The organism is Micromonospora sicca (assembly GCF_003172935.1).
GTDB classification, from domain to species: Bacteria; Actinomycetota; Actinomycetes; order Mycobacteriales; family Micromonosporaceae; genus Micromonospora; species Micromonospora sicca.
On record NZ_QGKS01000184.1, the window covers coordinates 18105 to 40263 of the forward strand.

A 22159-nucleotide genomic window follows, 5' to 3' on the forward strand; every position below is an offset into this window, starting at 1 on the left:
GGGCCCCGCAGTCTTGTCCGTCGTCAACCGTCCCGCCGCGTCAGCGGCCCCGCGAGATAGAGGAATCATCGTGGTCCTCCAGAACCGCACCGACATCCTGCCCGAGGACGGGGTCGAGCCGTTGGCCATCGTCGGGGTGGCCGCCCGGGTGCCCGGGGCCGACGACGTCCGGCAGTTCTGGCGCAACCTGGTGGACGGGGTCGAGTCGGTCACCTCGTTCAGCCGGGAGGAGCAGCTGGCCCGGGGCGCGAAGCTCGCCGAGGTGGACGATCCGGGCTGGGTCTCCCGGGCGCCGATCATCGACGGGTTCGACCAGTTCGACGCCGGGCTGTTCGGGATGACGGCCAGGGAAGCCGAGGTGATGGACCCCCAGCACCGGTTGTTCCTGGAGTCGTGCTACGCCGCGCTGCAGGACGCCGGGTACGACCCGGCCCGCTACGACGGGGCGATCGGCGTGTACGCCGGCACCGGCAGCCAGCACTACGTGTGGGAGAACATCCTCCACAACAGCCGGGTCAGTGGTTCGCCGAGCAGCATGGTGTCCATCAACACCGGCAACTCGCCGAACTACGTGACCACCACACCCTCCTACCGACTGGACCTGCGCGGCCCCAGCCTGACCGTGCAGACCGCCTGCTCGACCTCCCTGGTCGCCTTCCACCTGGCCTGCGAGGCGTTGCGCAACGGGGAATGCGACATGGCGCTGGCCGGTGGGGTCAACCTGGAGATGCCGCACGGCATCGGCTACCTGGGCATGGACGGGTTCACCTCCCCGGACGGGCACTGCCGTCCCTTCGACGCCGGGGCGAACGGCACGGTGTGGGGCAGTGGGGTCGGGGTCACCCTGGTCAAGCGGCTCGCCGACGCGGTCGCCGACGGCGACACGATCCGGGCGCTGGTGCTCGGCAACGCGATCAACAACGACGGCGCGCAGAAGGCCGGGTTCACGGCGCCCAGCGTCGACGGCCAGATCGCCGCCGTCGCTCAGGCGGTCGGCACGGCCGCGATCGACCCGAGGACCATCACGTACGTCGAGGCGCACGGGACCGGCACCGCGATGGGCGACCCGATCGAGGTCGCCGCGCTGTCCGCCGTGTACGGGCAGCACACCGGCGAGCGCGGGTGGTGCGCGCTGGGCTCGGTGAAGTCCAACATCGGCCACCTCAGCCAGCCCTCCGGCATCGTCGGCCTGATCAAGACGGTGCTGGCGATGGAACACCGGCTGATCCCGCCGACCCTCAACTACGAGCGGCCGAACCCGGCCATCGACTTCGCCGAGACCCCGTTCTATGTGGCCAACGCCCTGGCCAAGTGGGAGACCGGCGGGGTGCCCCGGCGGGCCGGGGTCAGCTCGTTCGGCATCGGCGGCACCAACGCCCACGTGATCCTCCAGGAGGCACCCGAGCCGGCATCCGCCGCCCGGCGGTCGCCGCCCCCCCGCCGTACCCGGCTGATGCGGGTCTCGGCGAAGACGGCGACCGCGCTGGAGCGCGCCGTCGGCCAGCTCGCCGAGCACCTGGAGACCGTCACCGACGGGACCCCCGAACTCGCCGACGTGGCCCACACGCTGCGCGTCGGCCGCCCGGAGTATCCGCACCGGACCAGCGTGGTCGCCGACGACCTGCCGGCGGCGGTCGCCGCCCTGCGGGACAAGCGCCGCCGGCAGGCCGGGGTCGTCGACGGGGCCGCGCCGCCGGTGGCGTTCCTCTTCTCCGGCCAGGGCGCGCAGTACGCCGGCATGGGCGCCCAGCTGTACGCCGAGGAGCCCGCCTACGCCAAGGTGGTGGACGACTGCGCGGAGCTGCTCGAACCGCAGCTCGGCCTGGACATCCGCGACCTCATCCTCGGCCGGGACCCCGGGGCCGAGGAGAAGCTGACCGAGACCCGGTACACCCAGCCGGCGCTGTTCACCGTCGAGTACGCGCTGGCGGTCACCTGGGAGCTGCTCGGCGTACGTCCGGCGGCGATGATCGGGCATTCCATCGGCGAGTACGTCGCGGCCACCCTGGCCGGGGTCTTCACCCTGCCTGACGCGCTGCGGGTGGTCGCCGCCCGGGGCCGGCTGATGCAGTCGATGCCGGCCGGTTCGATGCTCGCCGTCGCAGCCGACGAATCCGAGGTGGCCGCTCTGCTGCCGGACGGGGTCACGATCGCCACGGTGAACGGGCCGGGCACCTGCGTGGTGGCCGGCGAGACCGCGGCGGTCGCGGCGTTCGCCGACGGCCTGCCGGGCAGGACCAAGAAGCTGCGGACGTCGCACGCGTTCCACTCGCCGATGATGGACCCGATCCTGGCCGAGTTCACCCAGGTGGTGGCCGCCGTCCCGCTCGGCCCGCCGCGAACCCGGTTCCTGTCCAACGTCACCGGCACCTGGATCACCGACGAACAGGCGACCGACCCCGGTTACTGGGCGGCGCACCTGCGCCGGCCGGTCCGGTTCGGCGCCTGCGTAGGGACCCTGCTGGCCGAGGGGCGCTGGTCGCTGGTCGAGTGCGGTCCCGGCCGGCAGTTGTCCGGCCTGGCGCGGATGCAGGTGGCCCGGGCCACCGCGCCGGCGCAGCGGGCGCTCACCCCGCTGGCGAGCATGCCGGGGCCGGGCGAATCGACCGGCGATCTGACCACGCTGTCCAGCTCGATGGGCGCCCTGTGGGTGCGTGGCGTGCCGGTGCGTCCGCTGCCCAGCGAGGACGACGGCCACCCCGGGGACGGTCCGCCCGCGCTGTTCCGCGTGCCGCTGCCGGTGCACCCGTTCGAGCGCAAGCGCTACTGGGTGGACCCGGACCCGGAGCAGCCGGTCGTGCCGGTCGTCCCGCCCAGCGGGCCCCGCGCGCTCGCGGACTGGTTCGCGGTGCCGACCTGGCGCCAGGCCGCGCCCGACCCGCGTACCGGGCCGATCGGCCGTTGCCTGGTCTTCGTGGACGGGCCACGCGGCGACGAGTTGGCCGGTGCGTTGCGCGACGCGGGTGCCGACCTGGTCGAGGTGCGGCCGGGACCGGCCTTCGCTCCGGCGCCGCACGGCTTCCGGCTCCGGCCGGGCGTCCGCGAGGACCACGACGCCCTGGTCGGCGCGTTGTCCGCGGCCGGGGTGCCGGGGCGAATCGTGCACGCCTGGGCGCTGGACGGCGAGCCCGCCGGCACCGACATCGCCGCCGCCTGGGCCGGGCAGGACCGCGGGTTCTTCAGCGCGCTGCAGCTGGTCCAGGCGCTCGCCGGGACCGGGCTGACCGCCGGCGAGGAGGCCGCCGAGCCGATCCGGCTGGACCTGGTCACCGCGGGCGTCGGCGACCCCGCCGGCGGCGACCTGGTCCGCCCTGAGCACGCCACCCTGGCCGGGCTGGCCCGGGTGCTGCCGATGGAACAGCAGGGGCTGAGGGTACGGCTGATTGACGCCGATCCGGCCACCACCGACCCGTCGGCGCTGGTGGCCGAGCTGTGCCGGCCGGCCGACGGCGGGCCCGCCGAGGTGGCGTTGCGCGGGGCACGTCGCTGGGTCACCGGGTTCGAGCAGGTCAGCCTGGAGGGTGCGGCGGAGCCCGGGGTGCTGCGCGAGGGCGGCCGTTATCTGATCACCGGCGGCCTCGGCGGGATCGGCATCACCCTCGCCGAGGACCTCGCCGCGCGGGTGCGGGCGCGGCTGGTGCTGCTGGCCCGGTCCGGGTTGCCGGCCCGCGAGGAGTGGGACAGCTACCTGGCGGTGCACGGCAGCGACGACCGGGTGGGTCGGGCCATCGCGGCGATCCGCCGGATGGAGAGCGGCGGGGCCGAGGTGCTGGTGCTGGCCGCCGACGTGACCGATCCGGCCGACCTGCGCCGGGTACGCGACGACGTCGAGGCGGCGTTCGGCGGGCTGGACGGCATCGTGCACGCCGCCGGCCTGCCGGGCGGCGGGCTGGCCGAGGTCAAGGAACGGGCCGAGGCCGAGCGGGTGCTGGCGCCGAAGCTCGCCGGCACCCTCGCGCTGGCCCAGGTCTTCGGTGACCTGCCGATGGACTTCGTCGCGCTCTGCTCGTCGATCACCTCGGTGGCCGGCGGTCTCGGCCAGGTGGACTACTGCGCGGCCAACACCTTCCTCGACGCGTACGCCCGGGCCGGCCATGGTTGGCGCGCCCCGGTGGTGGCGCAGAACTGGGGCGGCTGGGCGGAGGTCGGGATGGCCGTCGAGACCACCTCGGCCACCCTCCGCGCGGCGGGCCGAGAGACGGTCACCGGGCCGGTCGACCACCCGATGCTGACCACCCGGGTCAGCGGTCCGGATCAGATCGTCGTGCACGGGGTGGTGTCGGCCGCCAGCCAGTGGGTGCTGGACGAGCACCGGATCGGGGGCGTACCGGTGGTGCCGGGCACCGGGCACCTGGAGTGCGCCCGCGCCGCCGTCGCGAGCGGTGTTCCGGCGCCGGGCGCCGGGCAGGTGGTCGAGCTGACCGACGTGGCCTTCCTGGAGCCGTTCGCGGTGCCGGACGGATCGGTGGCGCAGTACCGGGTGGAGCTGTCCACCGAGGACGGTACGTTCCAGGTCCGCAGCCTGGCCGCCGGCCGGACGCGGACCCACGTACGCGGATCGGCCGGCTGGACCGCGGCGGGCGACGCCCCGGTGCTGGACCTCGCCGCGGTGCTCGGCCGGTGCCGGCGGATCGACGACCGCCGGCCGCGGACCGGGATGGTGACCTTCGGGCCGCACTGGGACGTGCTGCGCGAGCACTACGTGGGCGACGGCGAGGAACTGGCCCGGATCGAGACTCCCGCGGCGTCCGCCGGTGACCTGGCGGCCTGGGGGCTCCAGCCGGCGATGCTGGACGTGGCCACCGCGTTCGGCCGCGGCCGGGGCGAGGGCAGCTACCTGCCGCTGTCCTACGGCCGGGTGGTCGTGCGCGGCGACCTGCCGGGCAACTTCTACAGTCACCTGCGGCACCGGGACACCACCACCGACGACGTCGTCGTGGCCGACCTGTCGCTGGTCGACTCCACCGGCCGGGAACTCGTCGCGATCAGCGAGTTCGTCCTGCGCCGGGTGGACCAGGCGGCGGTGACCGGCGACCTGGTCGCACCGGCGGCCGGCCCGGTCGCCGGACGGCCGGCCGGGCCGGTGGACCCGGCGCCGGCCGGCCCGTCGGGAGAGATCAGGCCGGCGGACGGGGCCGAGGCCTTCCGGCGGAGCCTCGGCGCGGGTCTCGGACCGCAGGTGGTGATCACCACCCGGCCGGTGGAGGACATCCTGCGCCGGACCCGGCAGCGGGCCACCGACGCCGACTCGGACCAGCCGGACGGGGCGACCGCGCCGGCCACCGGTGGTGATGGCTCGGCCGGCCCTGGCGGCGGGCTCGAGGCGGCCATCGCCGCGGTGTGGCGGGACAACCTCGGCGTGGACGACATCGGGGTGGACGACGACTTCTTCGAGCTCGGCGGCAACTCGCTGGTGGCGGTCCAGCTCATCGCCTCGATGCGCAAGGCGGTCGGGGTGCGGCTGCCGATGCGCAGCCTGTTCGAACGGCCCACCATCGCCGGACTGGCCGCGTTGATCGAACAGCTTCGGGCCGAGGCGCCCGCGGAAACCCCCGCCGCCGACCCGGCGGCCACGACCATCCCACGGCTGCCCCGCGGGTGAGCGCACAGAAGGAGGACCAGGTGACCGAATCGGCCGCAGCCGGGCTGCCCTTGACGATCGAGAGCGACGGCACACCCATCGTGGAGCTGGTCGAGGCCCGACGCGCGGAGATCCGTGCGGCCCTGGTCGAACACGGCGGGGTGCTGCTGCGCGGCTTCGACGTCGGCCGCGTCGACGGGTTCGACCGGGTGGTGCGGGCGCTGGCGGGCAGCCCGCTCACCTACACCGAGCGTTCGTCGCCCCGCAGCACCATCAAAGGGCAGGTCTACACGTCGACCGACTATCCGGCGGACGAGGAGATCTTCCTGCACAACGAGAACTCGTACCAGGCGAGCTGGCCGCTGACCCTCTTCTTCTACTGCATCCAGCCGCCCACCTCGCTGGGCGCGACGCCGCTGGCCGACGTCCGCCGGGTGTACCGGGAGATCGACCCGGCGGTCCGTGAGGAGTTCGAACGGCGCCGCTGGATGCTGGTCCGCAACTTCCACGGCGACTTCGGCACCCCGTGGCAGCAGGTGTTCAACACCGACGACCGGGACGCGGTGGCGGGCTACTGCGCGGCGAACGGGATCGAGGTGGAGTGGCTCGGCCGGGACGGCCTGCGTACCCGGTCGGTCCGCGACGCCGTCCACCACCGGCCCGGCAGCGACCTGCCGAGATGGTTCAACCACGCGACGTTTTTCCACGTGTCCACGCTGGCCAAGGACCTCCAGGAGGGCCTGTTGGCGATGTTCGGCGAGGACGGCCTGCCGACCAACACCTACTACGGCGACGGGGCGGCGATTCCCGCCGACGTGATGGACCACCTCCGGGCCGCCTACCGGGCGGCGACCGTGCGCTTCGACTACCGGGCGGACGATGTCCTGGTGGTGGACAACATGACCGCGGCGCACGGCCGGGAGCCGTTCACCGGGCCCCGCCGGATCGCGGTCGCGATGGCCGAGCCGTACAGCCCGACCAGCCAGCAGAATTCGATCGAGCAGCAGGAGCAGTGGTGACTCCGCTGACGCCTGAAGGCGCCAGCTTTTCAGGCCGCTTGCACGGACTGAAGGGCAAGCCCTGCCCTCAGTATGTTGCTGGCGCCAACTACGTCCGCGTGCCCGTTGTAGCCGCAGGTTGCGCAGGTGAAGCCGGCTTGAGTGGGACGGTTGTCCCGGGCACAGTGCCCACACTGGGGGCAGGTGCGGGAGGTATTGGCAGGGTTCACCGCAACCACCAGCCGCCCGGCGCTTTCAGCCTTGGCGGCAAGGATCCGCAGGAACGCCCCCCAACCCGCATCCAGGATCGAACGGTTGAGCCCGGACTTTTGCGCCACGTTGCTGCCCGGCGCGTCGAGGGTGCCGGCCGCCGAGCGGGTCATGTTGCCGATCCGCAGGTCCTCGTGCGCGATCAGATCGTGGTGTCGGACCAGCCATCGGGCGGTCTTGTGGGCGTGGTCGAGCCGCTGCCGCCGGACCCGGGCGTGCAGGGCGGCGACCCGCTCGCGCGCTTTCCGGCGCCGGTTCGACCCACGCTCGCGGCGGGCCAACACTTGCTGAGCGGCGCCCAATCGGGCGGTGGATGCGGCGAGGTACCGGGGATTGGCGACGTGTACGCCATCAGAGGCGCGGTGCGCGTGCACCCGCACGTGCCCTACACCCTGCAGGTACAGCCGAACCTGACCCGAATCGGGCGCCGAGTCCCAGCGGCAACCATCGCGGTCCTTGGGCCATTCCACGGTGTCGAACCAGCCGCTGCCCTTGAACCGCGGATATCCCGGGGCCTGGCCGGATTTGACCCGACGGAAGAACGCGGCGAAGGCCTTCTCCAGCCGGCGCAGGGTGGCCTGCTGGGAGGAGAACGACCAACGTGCCTGCCCCGACGGATCGGTCCGCCTGATGTCTTTGAGCTGGGCGGACTGATCGCCGTAGCGAACCGTCACCCGGGACCGACGCCAGGCCTCCCGGCGCTCCTCCAACGCCGCGTTGTAGAGGTTCCGGTGGTCGTCCAAGCAGGCCGCGAGAGCGGCGGCCTGCCGGGCGGTGGGGCGCAGCAGGAAGGTGTACGCCCGTCTCACCAGTCACGGTCCAGTAACTCACGGCCCACAAGCACGCCCAAATCGTACGACGTTTGTCCGCACCGGATTGAAGGGAGGGAGCGCGGATTCCCCCGGTACTTCACGGGTGCTGGTTTCCTCCGCGCGAATCTTATGGCCGAAGACCGTTTCGTCGTGGTGCGCAACGACGAGGAGCAGTATTCGATCTGGGCGGCCGACCGGGAGATCCCGGCCGGCTGGCAGGACGCCGGGTTCACCGGCTCCAAGGCCGACTGCCTCGCGCACGTGGACGAGGTGTGGACGGACATGCGCCCGCGCTCGCTGCGTGAGTCGGCGCGATGACGGAGGTCCGTGAGTGGAGCTTCCCCGCCTCGTACGCCCAGGAGCGGGTCTGGTTCGCCAACCAGCGCGACGTCGGATCACCGGTCCACAACGTGTCCAGCCCGTGGACGTTCCCCACCGGCCTGACCCGGGAGCAGGTCACCGCGGTGTTTGCCGAGGTCGTCGCCCGGCACGAGGCGCTGCGGAGCTGCCTGCGACTCCAGGATGGCGTCCTGCTCCAGGTGGTGCGTGCCGTCGAGCCGATCGAGCTTCCGGTCGACGACCTGCGTGAGCTGCCCGACGACGAGCGGGTCCGCCGGACCGCCGAGATCGCCGCGGAACTGTCCCGGACCGCGATCCCGCTGGACCGGCCGCCGCTCTGGCGCGCCCGGCTGGTGCGGCTGGGCGACACCGCGTGGCGGTTGCTGCTGGTGCTGCACCACGCGGTGTTCGACGCGCACTCGGTGGCCGTCTTCCGGGACGAGATGGACGCCCTGTCCCGGGCCGCGGTGTCCGGTACGGCGGCCGTGCTGCCCGAGCTGCCCATCCAGTACGCCGACTACGCCGCGTGGCAGCGTGAGCAGTTGGCCGGTGCCGGGCTGAAGACCCAGCTCGCGTTCTGGCGGGACCGCCTCGCCGACGCCCCGCCGGTGCTCGACCTGCCGCTGGACCGCCCCCGACCGGCCGAACTCGGCTTCGGCGGCGACGAGGTCCATTTCACCCTCCCGGACGGGCTGCTCGACCGGGTCTCGGCGCTCGGCCGAGGGGCGTCCGCCACCCCGTTCATGGTGCTCCTGACCGCGTTCTCCGCCCTGCTGTCCCAGCTGTCCGGCAGCCCGGACGTGGTGGTCGGGGTCTCCACCACCGGGCGGGACCTGCCCGAGCTGGCCCCGCTGATCGGGATGTTCGTCAACCCGATCGCGCTGCGCTGCGACCTCGACGGCGATCCCACCTTCACCGAGCTGCTCGGCCGGGTCCGGGACGCCCTGATGGACGCGATGGAGCACGGCCAGACCCCGTTCCAACTGGTCGTCGAGGCGGTCGCGCCGCAGCGGGACCCCGCGGTGCAGCCGATCTTCCAGGCGGCGATCAACTACGTGCCCGACACCGGCTTCGACCCGGTGCCGCTGGGCACCACCAAGGACGACCTCGCCTTCGATCTGGCCAGCGGTACCAGCCGGCTGCTCTACCGGACGGCGCTGTTCGACCGGTCCACCGCCGAGGCGATCGTCGACCGGTACGTCCGGCTGCTCCAGGCCGCGGTCGCCGACCCGGGGCTGCGGGTCTCCGCGCTGCCGCTGCTGACCGACGTCGAGCGGGCGCTGGTGGTGGGGGAGTGGAACGACACCACGCGCCGCATCGCCGAGCGCACCGTTCCGGCACTGGTCGAGGAGCAGGTCGGTCGTACGCCGGAGGCGACCGCGCTGATCTGCGACGGCGCCACCATGACGTACGCCGAGCTCGACGCGCGGGCGAACCCGCTCGCCCGGACGCTGATCGCCCGTGGTGTCGGCCCGGAGTCGCTGGTGGCGTTGGCGCTGCCCCGCTCGCCGGAGCTGGTGGTCGCGGTGCTGGCCGTGCTCAAGTCCGGTGCTGCGTACCTGCCGATCGACACCAGCTACCCGGCCGAGCGGATCGCCTGGCTGCTCGACGACGCGGCGCCCGCGCTGGTGCTGGCCACGGCGGCCACCGCGGCGCTGGTGCCCGGCGAGGTGCCGGTCCTGGCCGTGGCCGCCGACGTCGACGCGCCGTTGACCGACGCCGACCGCGTGCCGGTGACCGACGCGGACCGAGTCGCCCCCCTGCGGCCGGGACACCCGGCGTACGTGCTCTACACCTCCGGGTCGACCGGCCGCCCGAAGGGCGTGGTGGTCGAACACCGGTCGGTCAACGCCTACCTCGCCTGGGCCCGGCACAGCTACCCGGGACTGGCCGGCACCGCGCTGCTGCACTCGCCGATCTCCTTCGACCTCAGCGTGACCGGGCTGCTCGGCCCGCTCACCGCCGGTGGCGCCATCCGGCTGGCCGCGATCGACGCGCCCGCGGCACGGGCCGGCGGCCGGCCCACGTTCCTGAAGGCGACGCCGAGCCACCTGCCGCTGCTGGACGGCGAGCTGTCGCCCACCGCGGACCTGGTGCTCGGCGGTGAGGCGCTGGCCGGCGAGCCGCTCGCGGCCTGGCGCGCCGCGCACCCCGAGGTCACGGTGATCAACGAGTACGGGCCGACCGAGGCCACGGTGGGCTGCGTCGCGGCCCGGATCGAGCCCGGCGAGTCGCTGCCTCCCGGCCCGGTCGCCATCGGCCGGCCGATCTGGAACGTCGAGGTGTACCTGCTCGACCCGGCGCTGCGGCCGGTGCCGGTCGGCGTGGCCGGGGAGTTGTTCGTCGCGGGCGATCAGGTGGCCCGCGGCTACCTCCGCCGGCCGGCGCTCACCGCGGAGCGCTTCCTGCCCTGCCCGTTCGGCGCGCCCGGACGGCGGATGTACGCCACCGGCGACCGGGCCCGGTGGCGGGCGGACGGGACCATCGAGTACCTCGGTCGCACCGACCATCAGGTCAAGGTGCGCGGCCACCGGATCGAACTCGGGGAGATCGAGTCGGCCCTGCTGGCCCGGCCGGACGTGCACCGTGCGGCGGTCCTGGTCCGCGAGGACGACCAGGGCGAGCCGTACCTGGTGGGCTACGTCGTCGGCCCGGCCGAGCGGGACGTCCTCGCCGCGGAGCTGGCCCGGACGCTGCCCGCCCATCTGGTGCCGGCCGCCTTCGTCCGGCTCGACGACCTGCCGCTGACCGCGAACGGCAAGCTGGATCGGGACCGGCTGCCGGCGCCCGAGCAGGTCAGCCAGGCCTACGTCGCGCCGCGGACCGACGCCGAGGCGCTGGTGGCCGAGGTCTTCGCCGAGATCCTGCAGGTGGAGAAGGTCGGCGCGCGGGACGACTTCTTCGCCCTGGGCGGCAACTCGCTGCGCGGGATGCGGGCGATGGCCCGGATCCGGTCCGAGGTCGACCTCGACGTGCCGATGCGGGCGTTGTTCAGCCACCCGGTCGTCGCCGACCTGGCGGTCCAGATCGAACAGCTGATCGCCGCCGAGGTGGACGACCTCTCCGACGCCGAGGTCGCCGCGCTGCTCTCGGCCGAGGAGGGAACGACCCGATGACCGCCCGGACCGAGGCGGCTGACCGCGACGCCGGTCGCGAAGCGCTGACCGCCCGGCGCCTGCGGCGCCGCGCGGCCGCACCCACCGCCGGGATCACCCGCCGGCCCGACGGCACCGACCCGCCGCTGTCGTTCGCCCAGGAGCGGGTGTGGTTCATGGAGCAGATCGCTCCGGGTCAGGCGGCGTACCTGATGGCAGTGCCGCTGCGGGTGCGCGGCCCGCTCGACGTGGACCGGCTGCGCGCGGCGCTGGACGGGCTCACCCGGCGGCACGAGTCGCTGCGGACCCGGTTTCCGGCGGACGCCGACGGGCGCCCGTTGGCGCTCGTCGAGGACGATGTCGAGGTGCCGCTGCGGATCGTCGAGGCGGCCGACGAGAGCGCCGCGCAGGCCCTGGTCGACCGGGCCGCGGTGGAACCGTTCGACCTGGCCGCCGGCCCGCTGCTGCGGGCCCTGCTGGTCCGGATGGCCTGCGACGATAATCCGGCCTCCGCGCCGCAAGACGGCACTCCGGACCGGATGAACGTCGCCGACGACCACGTGCTGCTGCTGACCCAGCACCACATCACCTCCGACGGCTGGTCGGTCGACGTGCTGCTGCGTGACCTGATCGCCCTGTACCAGCATTCGGAGCAGCTGCCCGAGCTGCCGATCCAGTACGGCGACTTCGCGCACTGGGAGGCCCGGACGTTGGCCGGCCCGCAGGTGCGGCGCCACCTCGACTACTGGACCGCGCGGCTGGCCGGGGTGCCGCCGCTGGAGTTGCCGCTCGACGCTCCCCGCCCGGCCACCCAGACCTACCACGGCGACTTCGTGGAGTTCCGGGTGAACCGGGAGGTGGTCGACGGGTTGGCCACCCTGGCCCGGGAGGCCGGCGGCACGCTGTTCATGGCGCTGCTGGCCGCGTACCAGGTCCTGCTGGCTCGGCACTGCGGTCAGGACGACTTCGCGGTCGGCGTCTCGGTCGCCGGCCGCTCCGCCCCGGAGCTGGAGAACGTGGTGGGCATGTTCATCAACATGCTGCCGATGCGGGCCGAGCTGGCCGGCGACCCGACCTTCACCGAACTGCTCGGTCGCACCCGCCCGGCGGTGCTGGACGCCTTCGAGCACGCCGACGTGCCGTTCGCCCGGGTGGTGCAGGAGCTGGGTGTGCCGCGCGACGTCAGCCGCTCGCCGGTGTTCCAGGCGATGCTCGTCCTGCAGAACTACGAGATGGGGCGGTTCGCGGCGGCCTCCGGCCGGGCCGACGTGGAGTTCGACTGGACCCCGATGGAGCTGCGGGCCACCCGGTTCGACATCGAACTGCACCTGGTCGAGGTCGGCAGCGGCCTGCTGGGCAAGTTGGTCTTCAACACCGACCTGCTCCACCGGTCCACCGTGGAGCGGATGGCGGACCGGTTCGGCGCGCTGCTGCGGTCCGTCGTCGTCGCGCCGGAGTCGCCGGTGTCCGGGCTGGAGGTGCTGGCCGACGGCGAGCGCGCGCTGGTGGTCGACGCCTGGAACGCCACCGCCACCCCGTTCCCCGAGCACGCGACGCTGCACGGCCTCGTCGAGGAGCAGGTGGCCCGGACGCCGGACGCCGTCGCGGTCCGGTTCGAGGGGCGTTCGGTGTCCTACGCCGAGCTGAACGCGGTGGCCAACCGGATCGCACACCGGCTGCGACGCGCCGGGGTGGGCCCGGAAACCCTGGTCGGGGTGTGCGCGGAGCGGTCGGTCGAGCTGGTCGCGGGGCTGCTCGGGGTGCTCAAGGCCGGCGCCGCCTATCTGCCGCTGGACCCCGAGTACCCGGCCGACCGGCTGGCGTTCATGGTCTCCGACGCCGCCGCCCCGGTGGTGCTGCTGCAGGACCGGCTGCGGGGGGTGCTGCCGGACACCGGCGCGACGGTACTGGCGCTCGACGACGAGTCCGAGTGGCGCGGTGAGTCCGGGGACGACCCGTCGCCCACCGCCACCGCCGGCAACGTCGCCTACGTGATCTACACCTCCGGCTCCACCGGACGGCCGAAGGGGGTCGCCAACACCCACCGGGGCATCGTGAACCGGCTGGACTGGATGCAGCGGACGTACCGGCTCGGCGCGGACGACGCGGTGCTGCAGAAGACACCGGCCAGCTTCGACGTGTCGGTCTGGGAGTTCTTCTGGCCGTTGCAGACCGGTGCCCGGCTGGTGTTGGCCAGGCCCGGCGGGCACAAGGACGCCGCCTACCTGCGCGATCTGCTGATCGCCGAGCGGGTGAGCACCGCCCACTTCGTGCCGTCGATGCTCACCGCCTTCCTCGCCGAGGAGGGCGTCGAGGCGTGTGCCGGCCTGCGCCGGGTGATCTGCAGCGGCGAGGAACTGCCGCTGGCGTCGGCCGTCGAGTTCTCCGGTCGGCTTCCGGACTGCGAACTGCACAACCTGTACGGGCCGACCGAGGCGGCGATCGACGTCAGCTGGTGGCCCTGCCGGCCGGCGGAGCTGGCGGGGCTGACCAGTGTGCCGATCGGTGGTCCGATCGCCAACCTGCGCCTGTACGTGCTCGATGAACGGCTCAACCCGGTGCCTCCCGGGGTGAACGGTGAGCTGTACATCGGCGGCGTCGGCCTGGCCCGCGGCTATCATCGCCGGCCCGCGTTGACCGCCGAGCGGTTCGTCCCGGACCCGTTCGGCCCGACCCCGGGAGCCCGGCTTTACCGGACCGGCGACCTGGTCCGCTGGCGGCCGCCCCACGGCTCGCGGCGGCCCCCCGGCTCGTCCGAGGCCGCACCGGCGGGGGCGGGCGGGATGGCTCCACCGACGGCCGGGGTGATCGAATTCCTCGGCCGGATCGACCACCAGGTCAAGCTGCGCGGCCTGCGGATCGAGCTCGGCGAGATCGAGAGCGCGCTGCGCGAGCAGGACGGCGTGGTCGAGGCCGCGGTCGTGGTCCGCGAGGACACCCCGGGCGACAAGCGGCTGGCCGCCTACCTGGTCGGCCCGGCGTCGGCCGCCGAGCTGAAGGCGGCGCTGAAGCAGCGGCTGCCGGAGTACATGGTGCCGGCGGCGTTCGTGTCGCTGGACGCGTTGCCGCTGACCACGAACGGCAAGCTCGACCGCAGGGCGTTGCCCGCCCCGGTGGCGTCCCGTGAGTCGGCCGCGCAACTCGTCGAACCCCGTAACCCGACCGAACGGACGCTGGCCCGGATCTGGTCGGAGGTGCTCGGCGTGCCGACGCTCGGCATCGACGACGACTTCTTCGACCTGGGCGGGCACTCGATGCTGGCCACCCAGGTCGTCGCGCGGATCCGCAAGGCCGAGCTGGCCGGCCGCCCGGTCGGCGTGATGGACCTGTTCCAGAACCGGACGATCCGCGATCTCGCCGGGTTCATCGACGGACCGGCGCAGGACGACGGGCCGCGCCGGCTGCTCTACGAGCTGACCAGGCCAATCCCGGCGGACCGGCGGACGCTGACCTACGTGTGCGTGCCGTACGGCGGCGGCAGCGCCATCGTCTATCAACCGCTGGCCGACGCGCTCCCCGACGGCGTCGCGCTGTACTCGGTGGCGATTCCGGGGCACGACGTCGGCCTCGAAGAGGACGCGGTGCGCCTGGACGAGCTGACCGGTCGGGTCGCGGCGGAGGTGCTGGAACGGATCTCCGGCCCGCTCGTGCTGTACGGGCACTGCGGCGTCGGTAGCGCGATCGTGGCCGAGGTGGCCCGCAAGATCGAGGCGGCCGGGCGGGACCTGGAGGCGGTGTACATCGGCGCGATGTTCCCGTTCGCCCGCCCCAAGGGCGCCTTCTCGGCGATGCGTATCCGGCTGGAGGCGCTGCGGAGCAACAAGCACTACGCGAGCTGGCTGAAGGGCATGGGGGTCGACACCGACGAACTCGACCCCGAGCAGGCCGACCGGATCATCAGCAACATGCGGGCCGACTCGCGGGCCTCCGAGGAGTACTTCACCGGGCTGTTGGACCGGCGGGTGGAGAAGCTCCGCGCGCCGATCGTCTCGGTGGTCGGTTCGGCCGACCCGGTCACCGAGTACCACGCCGAGCGGTACGCGGAGTGGCAGTTCCTCAGCGACACCCTGGGCCTGGTGGTGCTGGACGAGGCCGGGCACTTCTTCCTCAAGCACCGGGCCGACGAGCTCGCCGAGATCGTCACCGCTACGCATCCGGCGCTGGCCGCCGGCGACACGACGGCGCTGGAACCCGCGGCGCGCGGGGCGGACGCGGCCTGGGCGCTGCGCGACTGGCAGCGCCTCGGCCTGGACGCCGACCAGGCCACGAAGACCGTCAAGCCAAGCATGGGCCGGTTCCTGGCCGTCTCGCTCGGTCAGCTCGTCTCCACCACCGGTTCGGCGTTGACCAGCTTCGCGCTGCCGGTCTGGCTCTACACCCGGACCGGCTCCGTCACCGACCTCGGCCTCCTGTGGGCGCTGGCGTTGATCTGCGGGGTGCTCACCCTGCCGGTCGCCGGCGCGCTGGTCGACCGGGTCGACCGGCGGCGGATCATGATGATCGCGAGCTGCGTCTCGGGCACCCTGCAGCTGATCCTGGCCGGGCTGCTCTGGTCCGGACATCTCGCGCTGTGGGAGATCTACGCGCTGGTGTCGCTGAGTCAGGTGGCCGCCTCGTTCCAGCGGATCGCGTTGCAGTCGGCGGTGCCGCAGTTGGTGCCGAAGCGCTACCTCGGCCACGCGATGGGCATCACCCAGCTGACCAACGGGTTCGCGCTGTTGCTGATGCCGGTGATCGCGGCCGGTCTGCTCGCCGCGATCGAACTCAAGGGCATCCTGCTGATCGATGTGGCGAGCTACCTGTTCGCGGTGCTGACCCTGCTGTTCATCAGCTTCCCCGACTCGCTGGGCTGGCGGCCCAGGGAACCACTGCCGGTGGCCATCGTCAACGGCCTGCGCTACTCGTGGAACCACCGCGGATTCCGGCTGATGCTGGGCTACTTCGCGCTGGGGAACGTGTTTCTCGCTCCGGCGCTGGTGCTGACCACCCCACTCGTGCTTTCCTTCGGGACGGTGGCCCAGGTGGCCCAGGTCGCCGTCGCGGAGGCGCTCGGCGCGATCGCGGGCGGCACGTTGATGACCGTCTGGGGTGGCCCACGGCGGCGCCGGATGATCGGGGTGCTGATCGGCAACCTCGGCACCGCCGCGGGCTGCGCGCTGGTGGGCGTGCGCCCCTCGATCGTCGTGGTGACGGTCGGGCTGTTCCTGATGACCGCGGCGATGGCCACGGCGCAGGACATCTACGCCACGATCGTGCAGGTCAAGGTGCCGCAGCGCTATCACGGACGGGTGTTCGCGCTGAACCAGACCATCTCCTGGTCCACCCTGCCGATCGGGTTCGCGCTCCTCGCCCCGTTGGGGACCGCGCTGTTCGAGCCGATGCTCGCCCCCGGCGGAGCGCTCGCCGGCTCGCTCGGCGCGGTCATCGGGGTCGGCCCGGGACGTGGAATCGGGTTCGCGTACCTGGTGTTCGGGTTCATGCTCGCGCTGGTCACCGCCGGTGGTTTCCTGATCAGGGCGTTTCGCCGGTTCGACACCGAGGTGCCCGACTCGCTGCCCGACGACCTGATCGGCGCCCAGGAGCGGGCGCGGCGGCTGGCCGCGGCGAAGGTGGAGGACCGAGAGCCGGCCGTCGTGGCCACCGGAGGTTGAGTTGGCTGAGTATCCGCAGGAGGTCACAGCGCTTCCAGGGCACCCCCGAGCGGTCGGGCTGGGCGCCGGCGTGGAGCGCCGGACGCGAGGCGACGATCCGGCGGACCCGTTCTACTACGTCGTCATGCGCGACCCGGAGGGCAACGAGTTCTGCGTGAGCTGACCCTCCGATCCATGGGCCCACCGCGCCCGCGCGAGCTGAAGCCGCGATCCCGTCAGTGCGGCGGCTCGCGGCGCAGATCGTAGGTCAGTTCGGCGATCTGGCCGTCCTGCACCATCCGGGTCAGTCGCACCTGGGAGGACAGGAGCCGGCGGGGCAGCAGCGGCGCGCCTCCGCCGAGGAAGACGGGCGTGACGCCAATGATGATCTCGTCGAGCAGCCCGTGGTCGGCAAAGGCTCCCACCAGCTCACCCCCGCCGACCAGCCACACGTTGGCCCCCTGTGCGGCCTCGACCATCGCGACATGGACCGGGCCCACGTCGCCGGAGACGAACGTCAGGTTCGCACCCGGTATCGCGGGCAGCTCACGATGGGTGAACACCCAGCAGGGCGTGTCACCGTAATAGTCCTGCCACTTCTGGGGCTGCGCCAGCAGCCGGTCGTGGCCGAGCACCCACTCGTAGGTGGTCGCGCCCATGCACATGGCACCCACCCCGGCGAAGAACTCGGCGAACCGGTCAGGGCCGGTGCGTTCGACGTCGAACAGCCAGTCCAGCGAGTTGGCCTCGTCGGCGATGAAGCCGTCGGCGCTGGTCGCCGTGTAGTACTGGGTCTTCGTCACCGGCTCACCATGCCACGCCCGTACGACCTCAGGCCTGGGCGATCTGGTCGCCCCAGCGCTTCCACGCGTCGTCGACGACGGCATCGACGCCGCGGGCGACCGCCCGCAGGTCCGCCACGGTGAACGATTCCTCGTGACCGGCGCGCCACCGGACGGCCCGGTGGGCCAGGGCTTCCCAGTCGGGGAAGGTCTCGGCGAGGTACGTCGCGGCGCCGGCCTTCGAGGTGATGTCTCCGTGGGCGAGCGTGTAGTGCAGCCGCGCCGGACCGAGGACGCACCACGCGACGCCGGATGCGTCCACCGGGGTGTCGGCGGGCAGTTGGGCAACGGCCTGAACGACGCCGGTCGCCAGTGGCCGCCAGTAGTCACGAAGGTTCTCGAGGTTGTACCGGCGCAGCGCCGCTGAGTCGACGGGTATGCCGAGTTCGTCGACCTCCACCCCCCGAGCCCGGATTCCGTAGCGCCGCAGGGTCAGCCAGAGCACGGGAGTCAACTCCCCGCACGGCTTGTCAATCCGGAACTCGCCGTCGACCACGAACGGCACCACCCGACGATCGACGGGGAACTCGTCGAACGTCGCCCGATCGAGGTACACGCCGTCCAGGTGCGGCCTGGCCGGCATGCCCTCGTGAACCTTCGCCAGCGCAGCCAGGTCACCTGGGCTCGCGACGCGCGACGTCACGATGACCGTGTCGACGTCGCTGGCGTCGGGCACCCAGGCTCCGAGTGCCGCCGAGCCGACGACGTAGAGCCGCTCGACGAAGCCCGGCAGCGCCTCGTCCACCGCCCGGAGGTACGCGTCCGTCAACTTCCGGATCACGCGCGCACCGTATCAGCGCGCCCCGGTCATCTCCCGGACGCGCGGGATGACCTGGGTGCCGTAGAGCTCGATGGCGGTCATGAGTGCCTCGTGTGAGAGGCCGCCCATGCCGTACTTCAGCTCGAAGCGGTTCGCGCCGAGGACGGTGAGGTTCGCCGCGATCTTCTGGGCGACGGTCTCCGGCGATCCGACGTAGAGCGACCCGTGTGGCCCGATCTCGTGCAGGAAGGATTCCTTGGTCGGCACGGCGAATCCGCGCGTCCTGGCGACGCGGCGGATGACCTCCTGGTAGCGCGGCCAGAACTCCGCGCGGGCCTGCTCGTCGGTGGCGGCGACGTGCCCGGGCGAGTGCACTCCGACCGGTCGCGGGGCCTGTCCGAGCTGCTTCAGGGCCTGCTGGAAGAGCTGGGAGAACGGGGCGAAGCGCGCCGGGGACCCACCGATGATGGCGAGCATCAGCGAGTATCCGTACCGGGCGGCGCGGATGACCGACTGGGGGTTGCCGCCGACGCCGATCCACGCCGGGAAGGGCCCGGACTCGGTGTGCGGCACGACGTCCTGGTTGTGCAGCGGGGCGCGCATCGTTCCTTCCCAGGTGACCGGCCCGCCCTTGAGCAACTCGGCGAAGAGCTGCGCCTTCTCTTCGAAGAGCTGCTCGTAGTCGGACAGGTCGTAGCCGAAGAGCGGGAACGAGTCGATGCTGGATCCCCGGCCGAGGATGACCTCCGCCCGACCGCCGGAGATCGCGTCGAGGGTGGAGTAGCGCTGGAACACCCGGACGGGATCGTCGGAGCTCAGCACCGTGACCGCCGACCCGAGGCGGATCCGGGTGGTCCGCCCGGCGATGGCGCCGAGTACCACGTCGGCGGCCGAGAGCGGAAAATCGTCGGTGTGGTGTTCACCGATCCCGAAGAAGTCCACCCCGACCTGGTCCGCGAGGACGCCCTGCTCGACGAGGTTGCGGATCGTCCGGGCGTGGGACAGAGGGCGGTCGTGGTCGTCATGCGTGACGTCGCCGAAGGTGTCCAGGCCGAGCACGAGTGGGAACGTCGTGGGTTCGGCGGCGGCCGCCCGTACGGCGTCCGAGGGTGCGGTGGTCATGGTGAGCCCTTCTGTGCTGATTGCGGAACGGGGTTCGGTTGTGCGGCTCAGGCGGCCAGCGCCTGCTCGAAGTCGGCCCGGCGCAGCGACACACCGAAGACCGGGCCGCCCGGTTGGAGGAGGCGTCCGGCCCGCAGGCTGTCCAGCGGGACGACGTCGTAGCCGATGCCCTCGATGACTTCCGCCGCGGTCTTCACCGCGCCCGGGTCGTCGCCAGCGACGCCGAGCGCGCGGCGCTCCGGCGAGCCCGCCGGGCGGCGGTCGTCCTCGAGTTCGTGGTAGCCGATGTGGTTGAGGGTCTTGACGACCGTCGACCGGGCGAGCCGGCGCTGGACGATCTCGCTGCTGCCGTACCGGGGGTCGTCGAACATCTCCTGAACGCCGTCGACGGGCGGCCAGTAGTTCATCGTGTCGACGACGAGCTTGCCGGCCACCAGGGCGGGGTCGAAGGCCGCGAACCTGTGCAGCGGGATGGCCAGCACCACGACATCGGCGTCCTCGACGGCATCCGCCGCCCATCGCGGCTCGGCCCCCGGCGCCAGTAGTTGGGTGATGAGGGCGATCTTCTCGGGGTCGCCGGAGGCCGCGATCGTGACGGGGTGGCCCGCGGCGAGCGCGACGCGGGCGATCACCGGACCGGTGTGGCCCGCGCCGAGCACGGCGATCCGCGGCGGCTGTGGCGTGGGCGGCAGGCTGGCCGTCATGGCCGTTTCTCCTCAACACGAGTGGTCGGTTCCGGGTGGAGATGGCTCTGCAGCGCCCGCAGTACGTCGGCGAGCGCCTCGACCTGCTCGGGCGTCAGGGCGTCGGTGAAGTGCCTCTTGATGGCCCTCAGGTGGGGGAGGGTCGCGCCGGAGAACATCCGGGCGCCGTCGTCCGTGAGCGAGACCTCGGAACCGCGGCTGTCGGTGGCGCAGTGGTTCCGGCCGATGAGGCCGCGCCGCTCCATCCGGTTCAGGTGATGGGAGAGCCGGCTCCGCTCCCAGCCGATGATCGCGGCCAGCTCCGACGATCGCAGCCGCCGGCCCGCCGCCTCGCTCAGCGCGAGGAGCACCTGATAGTCGGCCGGTGAGAGGCCCGAATCCTGGAGCAGCTGCGCGCCCAGGATCCGCCGGAGTTCGGCGGTGGTGTCGATCAGCGTCCGCCAGACCGTCAGTTCGCTGCTCGTCATCCGCCGCCCGGCGACCGGAGTCGCAGCGTGGCCGTCGTCACTCATTCGCTGTCACCTCATCTCCTTGACTGGTCAAGTATAGGCATATGATTGACGCATCAACATTGACGCGTCAATCACACTTCGGGGAGTTGACGATGACCAGTACGCGCGGCGGACACCGGATCGTGATCGGTGTCGACAGCTTCGGGGAGATGACCCTCGGCGGTGACGGCAAGCTGCTCAGCCAGCCGCAGAACATCCGTGAGCTGGTCGCGGAGGGGGTCCTCGCGGAGGAGTCGGGGCTCGACTTCTTCGGACTGGGCGAGCACCACATCGAGGAGATGCCGCTGTCCGCGCCCGACCTGGTCCTGGCCGCCCTCGCCGCCCGGACCTCCCGCATCCACCTGGGGTCCGCGGTCACGGTGCTGAGTTCGGACGACCCGGTGCGCGTGTTCCAGCGGTACGCGACCCTCGACGCCCTCTCCTCCGGCCGCGCCGAAGTGATCCTCGGCCGAGGCTCCAGCACCGAGTCGTTCCCGCTGTTCGGCTTCGACCTCGCCGACTACGACCGGCTGTTCGAGGAGAAACTCGAACTCTTTGCCCGGCTGCGCACGGAGCAACCGGTCACCTGGTCGGGAACCACGCGGGCCGCCCTGCCGGGACTTCAGGTCTACCCGCGTACCGCCGACGGAATGCTGCCGACCTGGGTGGGCGTCGGCGGGAACCCGGCCTCCGTCGTGCGCGCCGCGCGGCACGGTTTCGCACTGATGCTCGCGATCATCGGCGGCAATCCCGCCCGCTTCGCCCGCCTCTCCGCGCTCTACCGGGCGGCCACCGAGCAGTCGGGGATCGGCCCGCTGCCGATCGGGGTGCACTCGCCCGGGCATGTCGCGGCCTCCGACGAACAGGCGAAGGAGCAGTACTGGCCCACCTACCGGACGTTCATGCTCGACGCCCGCCGGCAGCGCGGCTTCCCGGAGATCACCCGTGACTACTTCGAACACGAGGTCGAGTACGGCTCCCTCTACGTCGGCTCGCCGGAGACGGTCGCCCGACGCATCGCCAAGACCATGACCACCCTCGACGCGAACCGCTTCGACCTGAAGTACGGCATGGGCCCGATGCCGCACGCCGTCCTCATGGAGAACCTCCGCCTGTTCGGCACCGAGGTCGCGCCCAGGGTGCGCGAGCAACTCCAGCAGCGGTAAGTGAACCCGGCCGCCCGTCCCGCGGCAGTTTGGACCAGGTGCGGACGGGTACGGCCGACCGGGCACCGGGACACGGAGGGCGGTACGGCGATGAACACTGGTCGACTGGGTGACGTGCTCGTCGGCGCGGCGGGCAACGTGGCCGGTACCGTCGTCGACCCGCGCAAGGGGCTGAGCCAGCTCCGCTCGGCGGTCTCCGGGCGGACCCTGGCCACCGTGGCGGCGGGCCTGGTCATCGGCTTCCTGGTGGCCCGGTCACGGCGCCGGGGGTGACGCCCGCCGCCCGGCGCACCGCCGAGCGGGGGATCAGGGGTGGGCGGCCAGCAGCCGGATCGTGTCGTCGGGGCGG

The 22159-nt window shown here is 72.5% G+C and carries 14 protein-coding genes; 8 read left to right on the top strand and 6 right to left on the bottom strand.

The window, feature by feature from the left end; translation table 11 throughout:
• The first annotated feature begins 70 nt into the window (after nucleotides 1–70).
• Nucleotides 71–5602: a type I polyketide synthase gene (locus DKT69_RS11045; RefSeq protein ID WP_109801469.1), complete on the top strand. Its 5532-nt coding sequence runs from the start codon at nucleotides 71–73 to the stop codon at nucleotides 5600–5602.
• A 20-nt stretch (nucleotides 5603–5622) separates the two neighbouring features.
• Entirely contained in the window at nucleotides 5623–6600 is a 978-nt protein-coding gene (locus DKT69_RS11050) for a TauD/TfdA family dioxygenase (RefSeq protein WP_255420195.1), read from the top strand.
• Between the two features lie 29 nt (nucleotides 6601–6629).
• Here the strand turns inward: DKT69_RS11050 and DKT69_RS11055 are convergent, their stop codons facing one another.
• Nucleotides 6630–7658, bottom strand: coding sequence for an RNA-guided endonuclease InsQ/TnpB family protein (locus DKT69_RS11055; protein WP_109801470.1), 1029 nt, complete (start codon nucleotides 7656–7658; stop codon nucleotides 6630–6632).
• 132 nt (nucleotides 7659–7790) lie between these two features.
• On the opposite strand from DKT69_RS11055, the gene DKT69_RS11060 reads away from it, so the two are divergent.
• From DKT69_RS11060 to DKT69_RS37705, 4 genes are read left to right on the top strand one after another with little or no spacing between them, the layout of a single operon-like run.
• Nucleotides 7791–7979 (top strand): MbtH family protein, encoded by a 189-nt coding sequence (locus tag DKT69_RS11060; protein WP_109801471.1) that lies wholly within the window; start codon nucleotides 7791–7793, stop codon nucleotides 7977–7979.
• On the top strand, nucleotides 7976–11116 hold the full coding sequence (locus tag DKT69_RS11065) for a non-ribosomal peptide synthetase (RefSeq protein ID WP_109801472.1): 3141 nt from the start codon (nucleotides 7976–7978) through the stop codon (nucleotides 11114–11116). The genes DKT69_RS11060 and DKT69_RS11065 overlap by 4 nt, the downstream gene beginning before the upstream one ends.
• Complete coding sequence (locus tag DKT69_RS11070; RefSeq protein WP_109801473.1) at nucleotides 11113–16746, top strand: non-ribosomal peptide synthetase/MFS transporter; 5634 nt, start codon at nucleotides 11113–11115, stop codon at nucleotides 16744–16746. Before DKT69_RS11065 ends, DKT69_RS11070 begins: the two co-directional genes overlap by 4 nt.
• A gap of 1 nt (nucleotide 16747) precedes the next feature.
• Nucleotides 16748–16909 carry a VOC family protein gene (locus DKT69_RS37705; protein ID WP_146231037.1) on the top strand — a complete coding sequence of 54 codons (162 nt, stop codon included), beginning with the start codon at nucleotides 16748–16750 and terminating at the stop codon, nucleotides 16907–16909.
• A 52-nt stretch (nucleotides 16910–16961) separates the two neighbouring features.
• Here DKT69_RS37705 and DKT69_RS11075 read toward each other — a convergent pair whose 3' ends face one another.
• From DKT69_RS11075 to DKT69_RS11095, 5 genes are read right to left on the bottom strand one after another with little or no spacing between them, the layout of a single operon-like run.
• Complete coding sequence (locus DKT69_RS11075) at nucleotides 16962–17528, bottom strand: dihydrofolate reductase family protein (RefSeq protein WP_109801474.1); 567 nt, start codon at nucleotides 17526–17528, stop codon at nucleotides 16962–16964.
• A 28-nt stretch (nucleotides 17529–17556) separates the two neighbouring features.
• A complete protein-coding gene (locus DKT69_RS11080; RefSeq protein ID WP_109801475.1) occupies nucleotides 17557–18348 on the bottom strand; it encodes a nucleotidyltransferase domain-containing protein in 792 nt (263 codons plus the stop codon).
• Nucleotides 18349–18360: 12 nt separating this feature from the next.
• Nucleotides 18361–19449, bottom strand: coding sequence for an LLM class flavin-dependent oxidoreductase (locus tag DKT69_RS11085; RefSeq protein WP_109801476.1), 1089 nt, complete (start codon nucleotides 19447–19449; stop codon nucleotides 18361–18363).
• 47 nt (nucleotides 19450–19496) lie between these two features.
• Complete coding sequence (locus DKT69_RS11090; protein WP_109801477.1) at nucleotides 19497–20153, bottom strand: NADPH-dependent F420 reductase; 657 nt, start codon at nucleotides 20151–20153, stop codon at nucleotides 19497–19499.
• On the bottom strand, nucleotides 20150–20665 hold the full coding sequence (locus tag DKT69_RS11095) for a MarR family winged helix-turn-helix transcriptional regulator (protein ID WP_109801478.1): 516 nt from the start codon (nucleotides 20663–20665) through the stop codon (nucleotides 20150–20152). The genes DKT69_RS11090 and DKT69_RS11095 overlap by 4 nt, the downstream gene beginning before the upstream one ends.
• 92 nt (nucleotides 20666–20757) lie before the next feature.
• Between DKT69_RS11095 and DKT69_RS11100 the strand changes: the two genes are divergently transcribed.
• Nucleotides 20758–21810, top strand: a complete 1053-nt coding sequence (locus tag DKT69_RS11100; RefSeq protein ID WP_109801479.1) for an LLM class flavin-dependent oxidoreductase — start codon at nucleotides 20758–20760, stop codon at nucleotides 21808–21810.
• A gap of 90 nt (nucleotides 21811–21900) precedes the next feature.
• Nucleotides 21901–22083, top strand: a complete 183-nt coding sequence (locus DKT69_RS37710) for a hypothetical protein (RefSeq protein WP_146231038.1) — start codon at nucleotides 21901–21903, stop codon at nucleotides 22081–22083.
• Nucleotides 22084–22159: the final 76 nt, after the last annotated feature.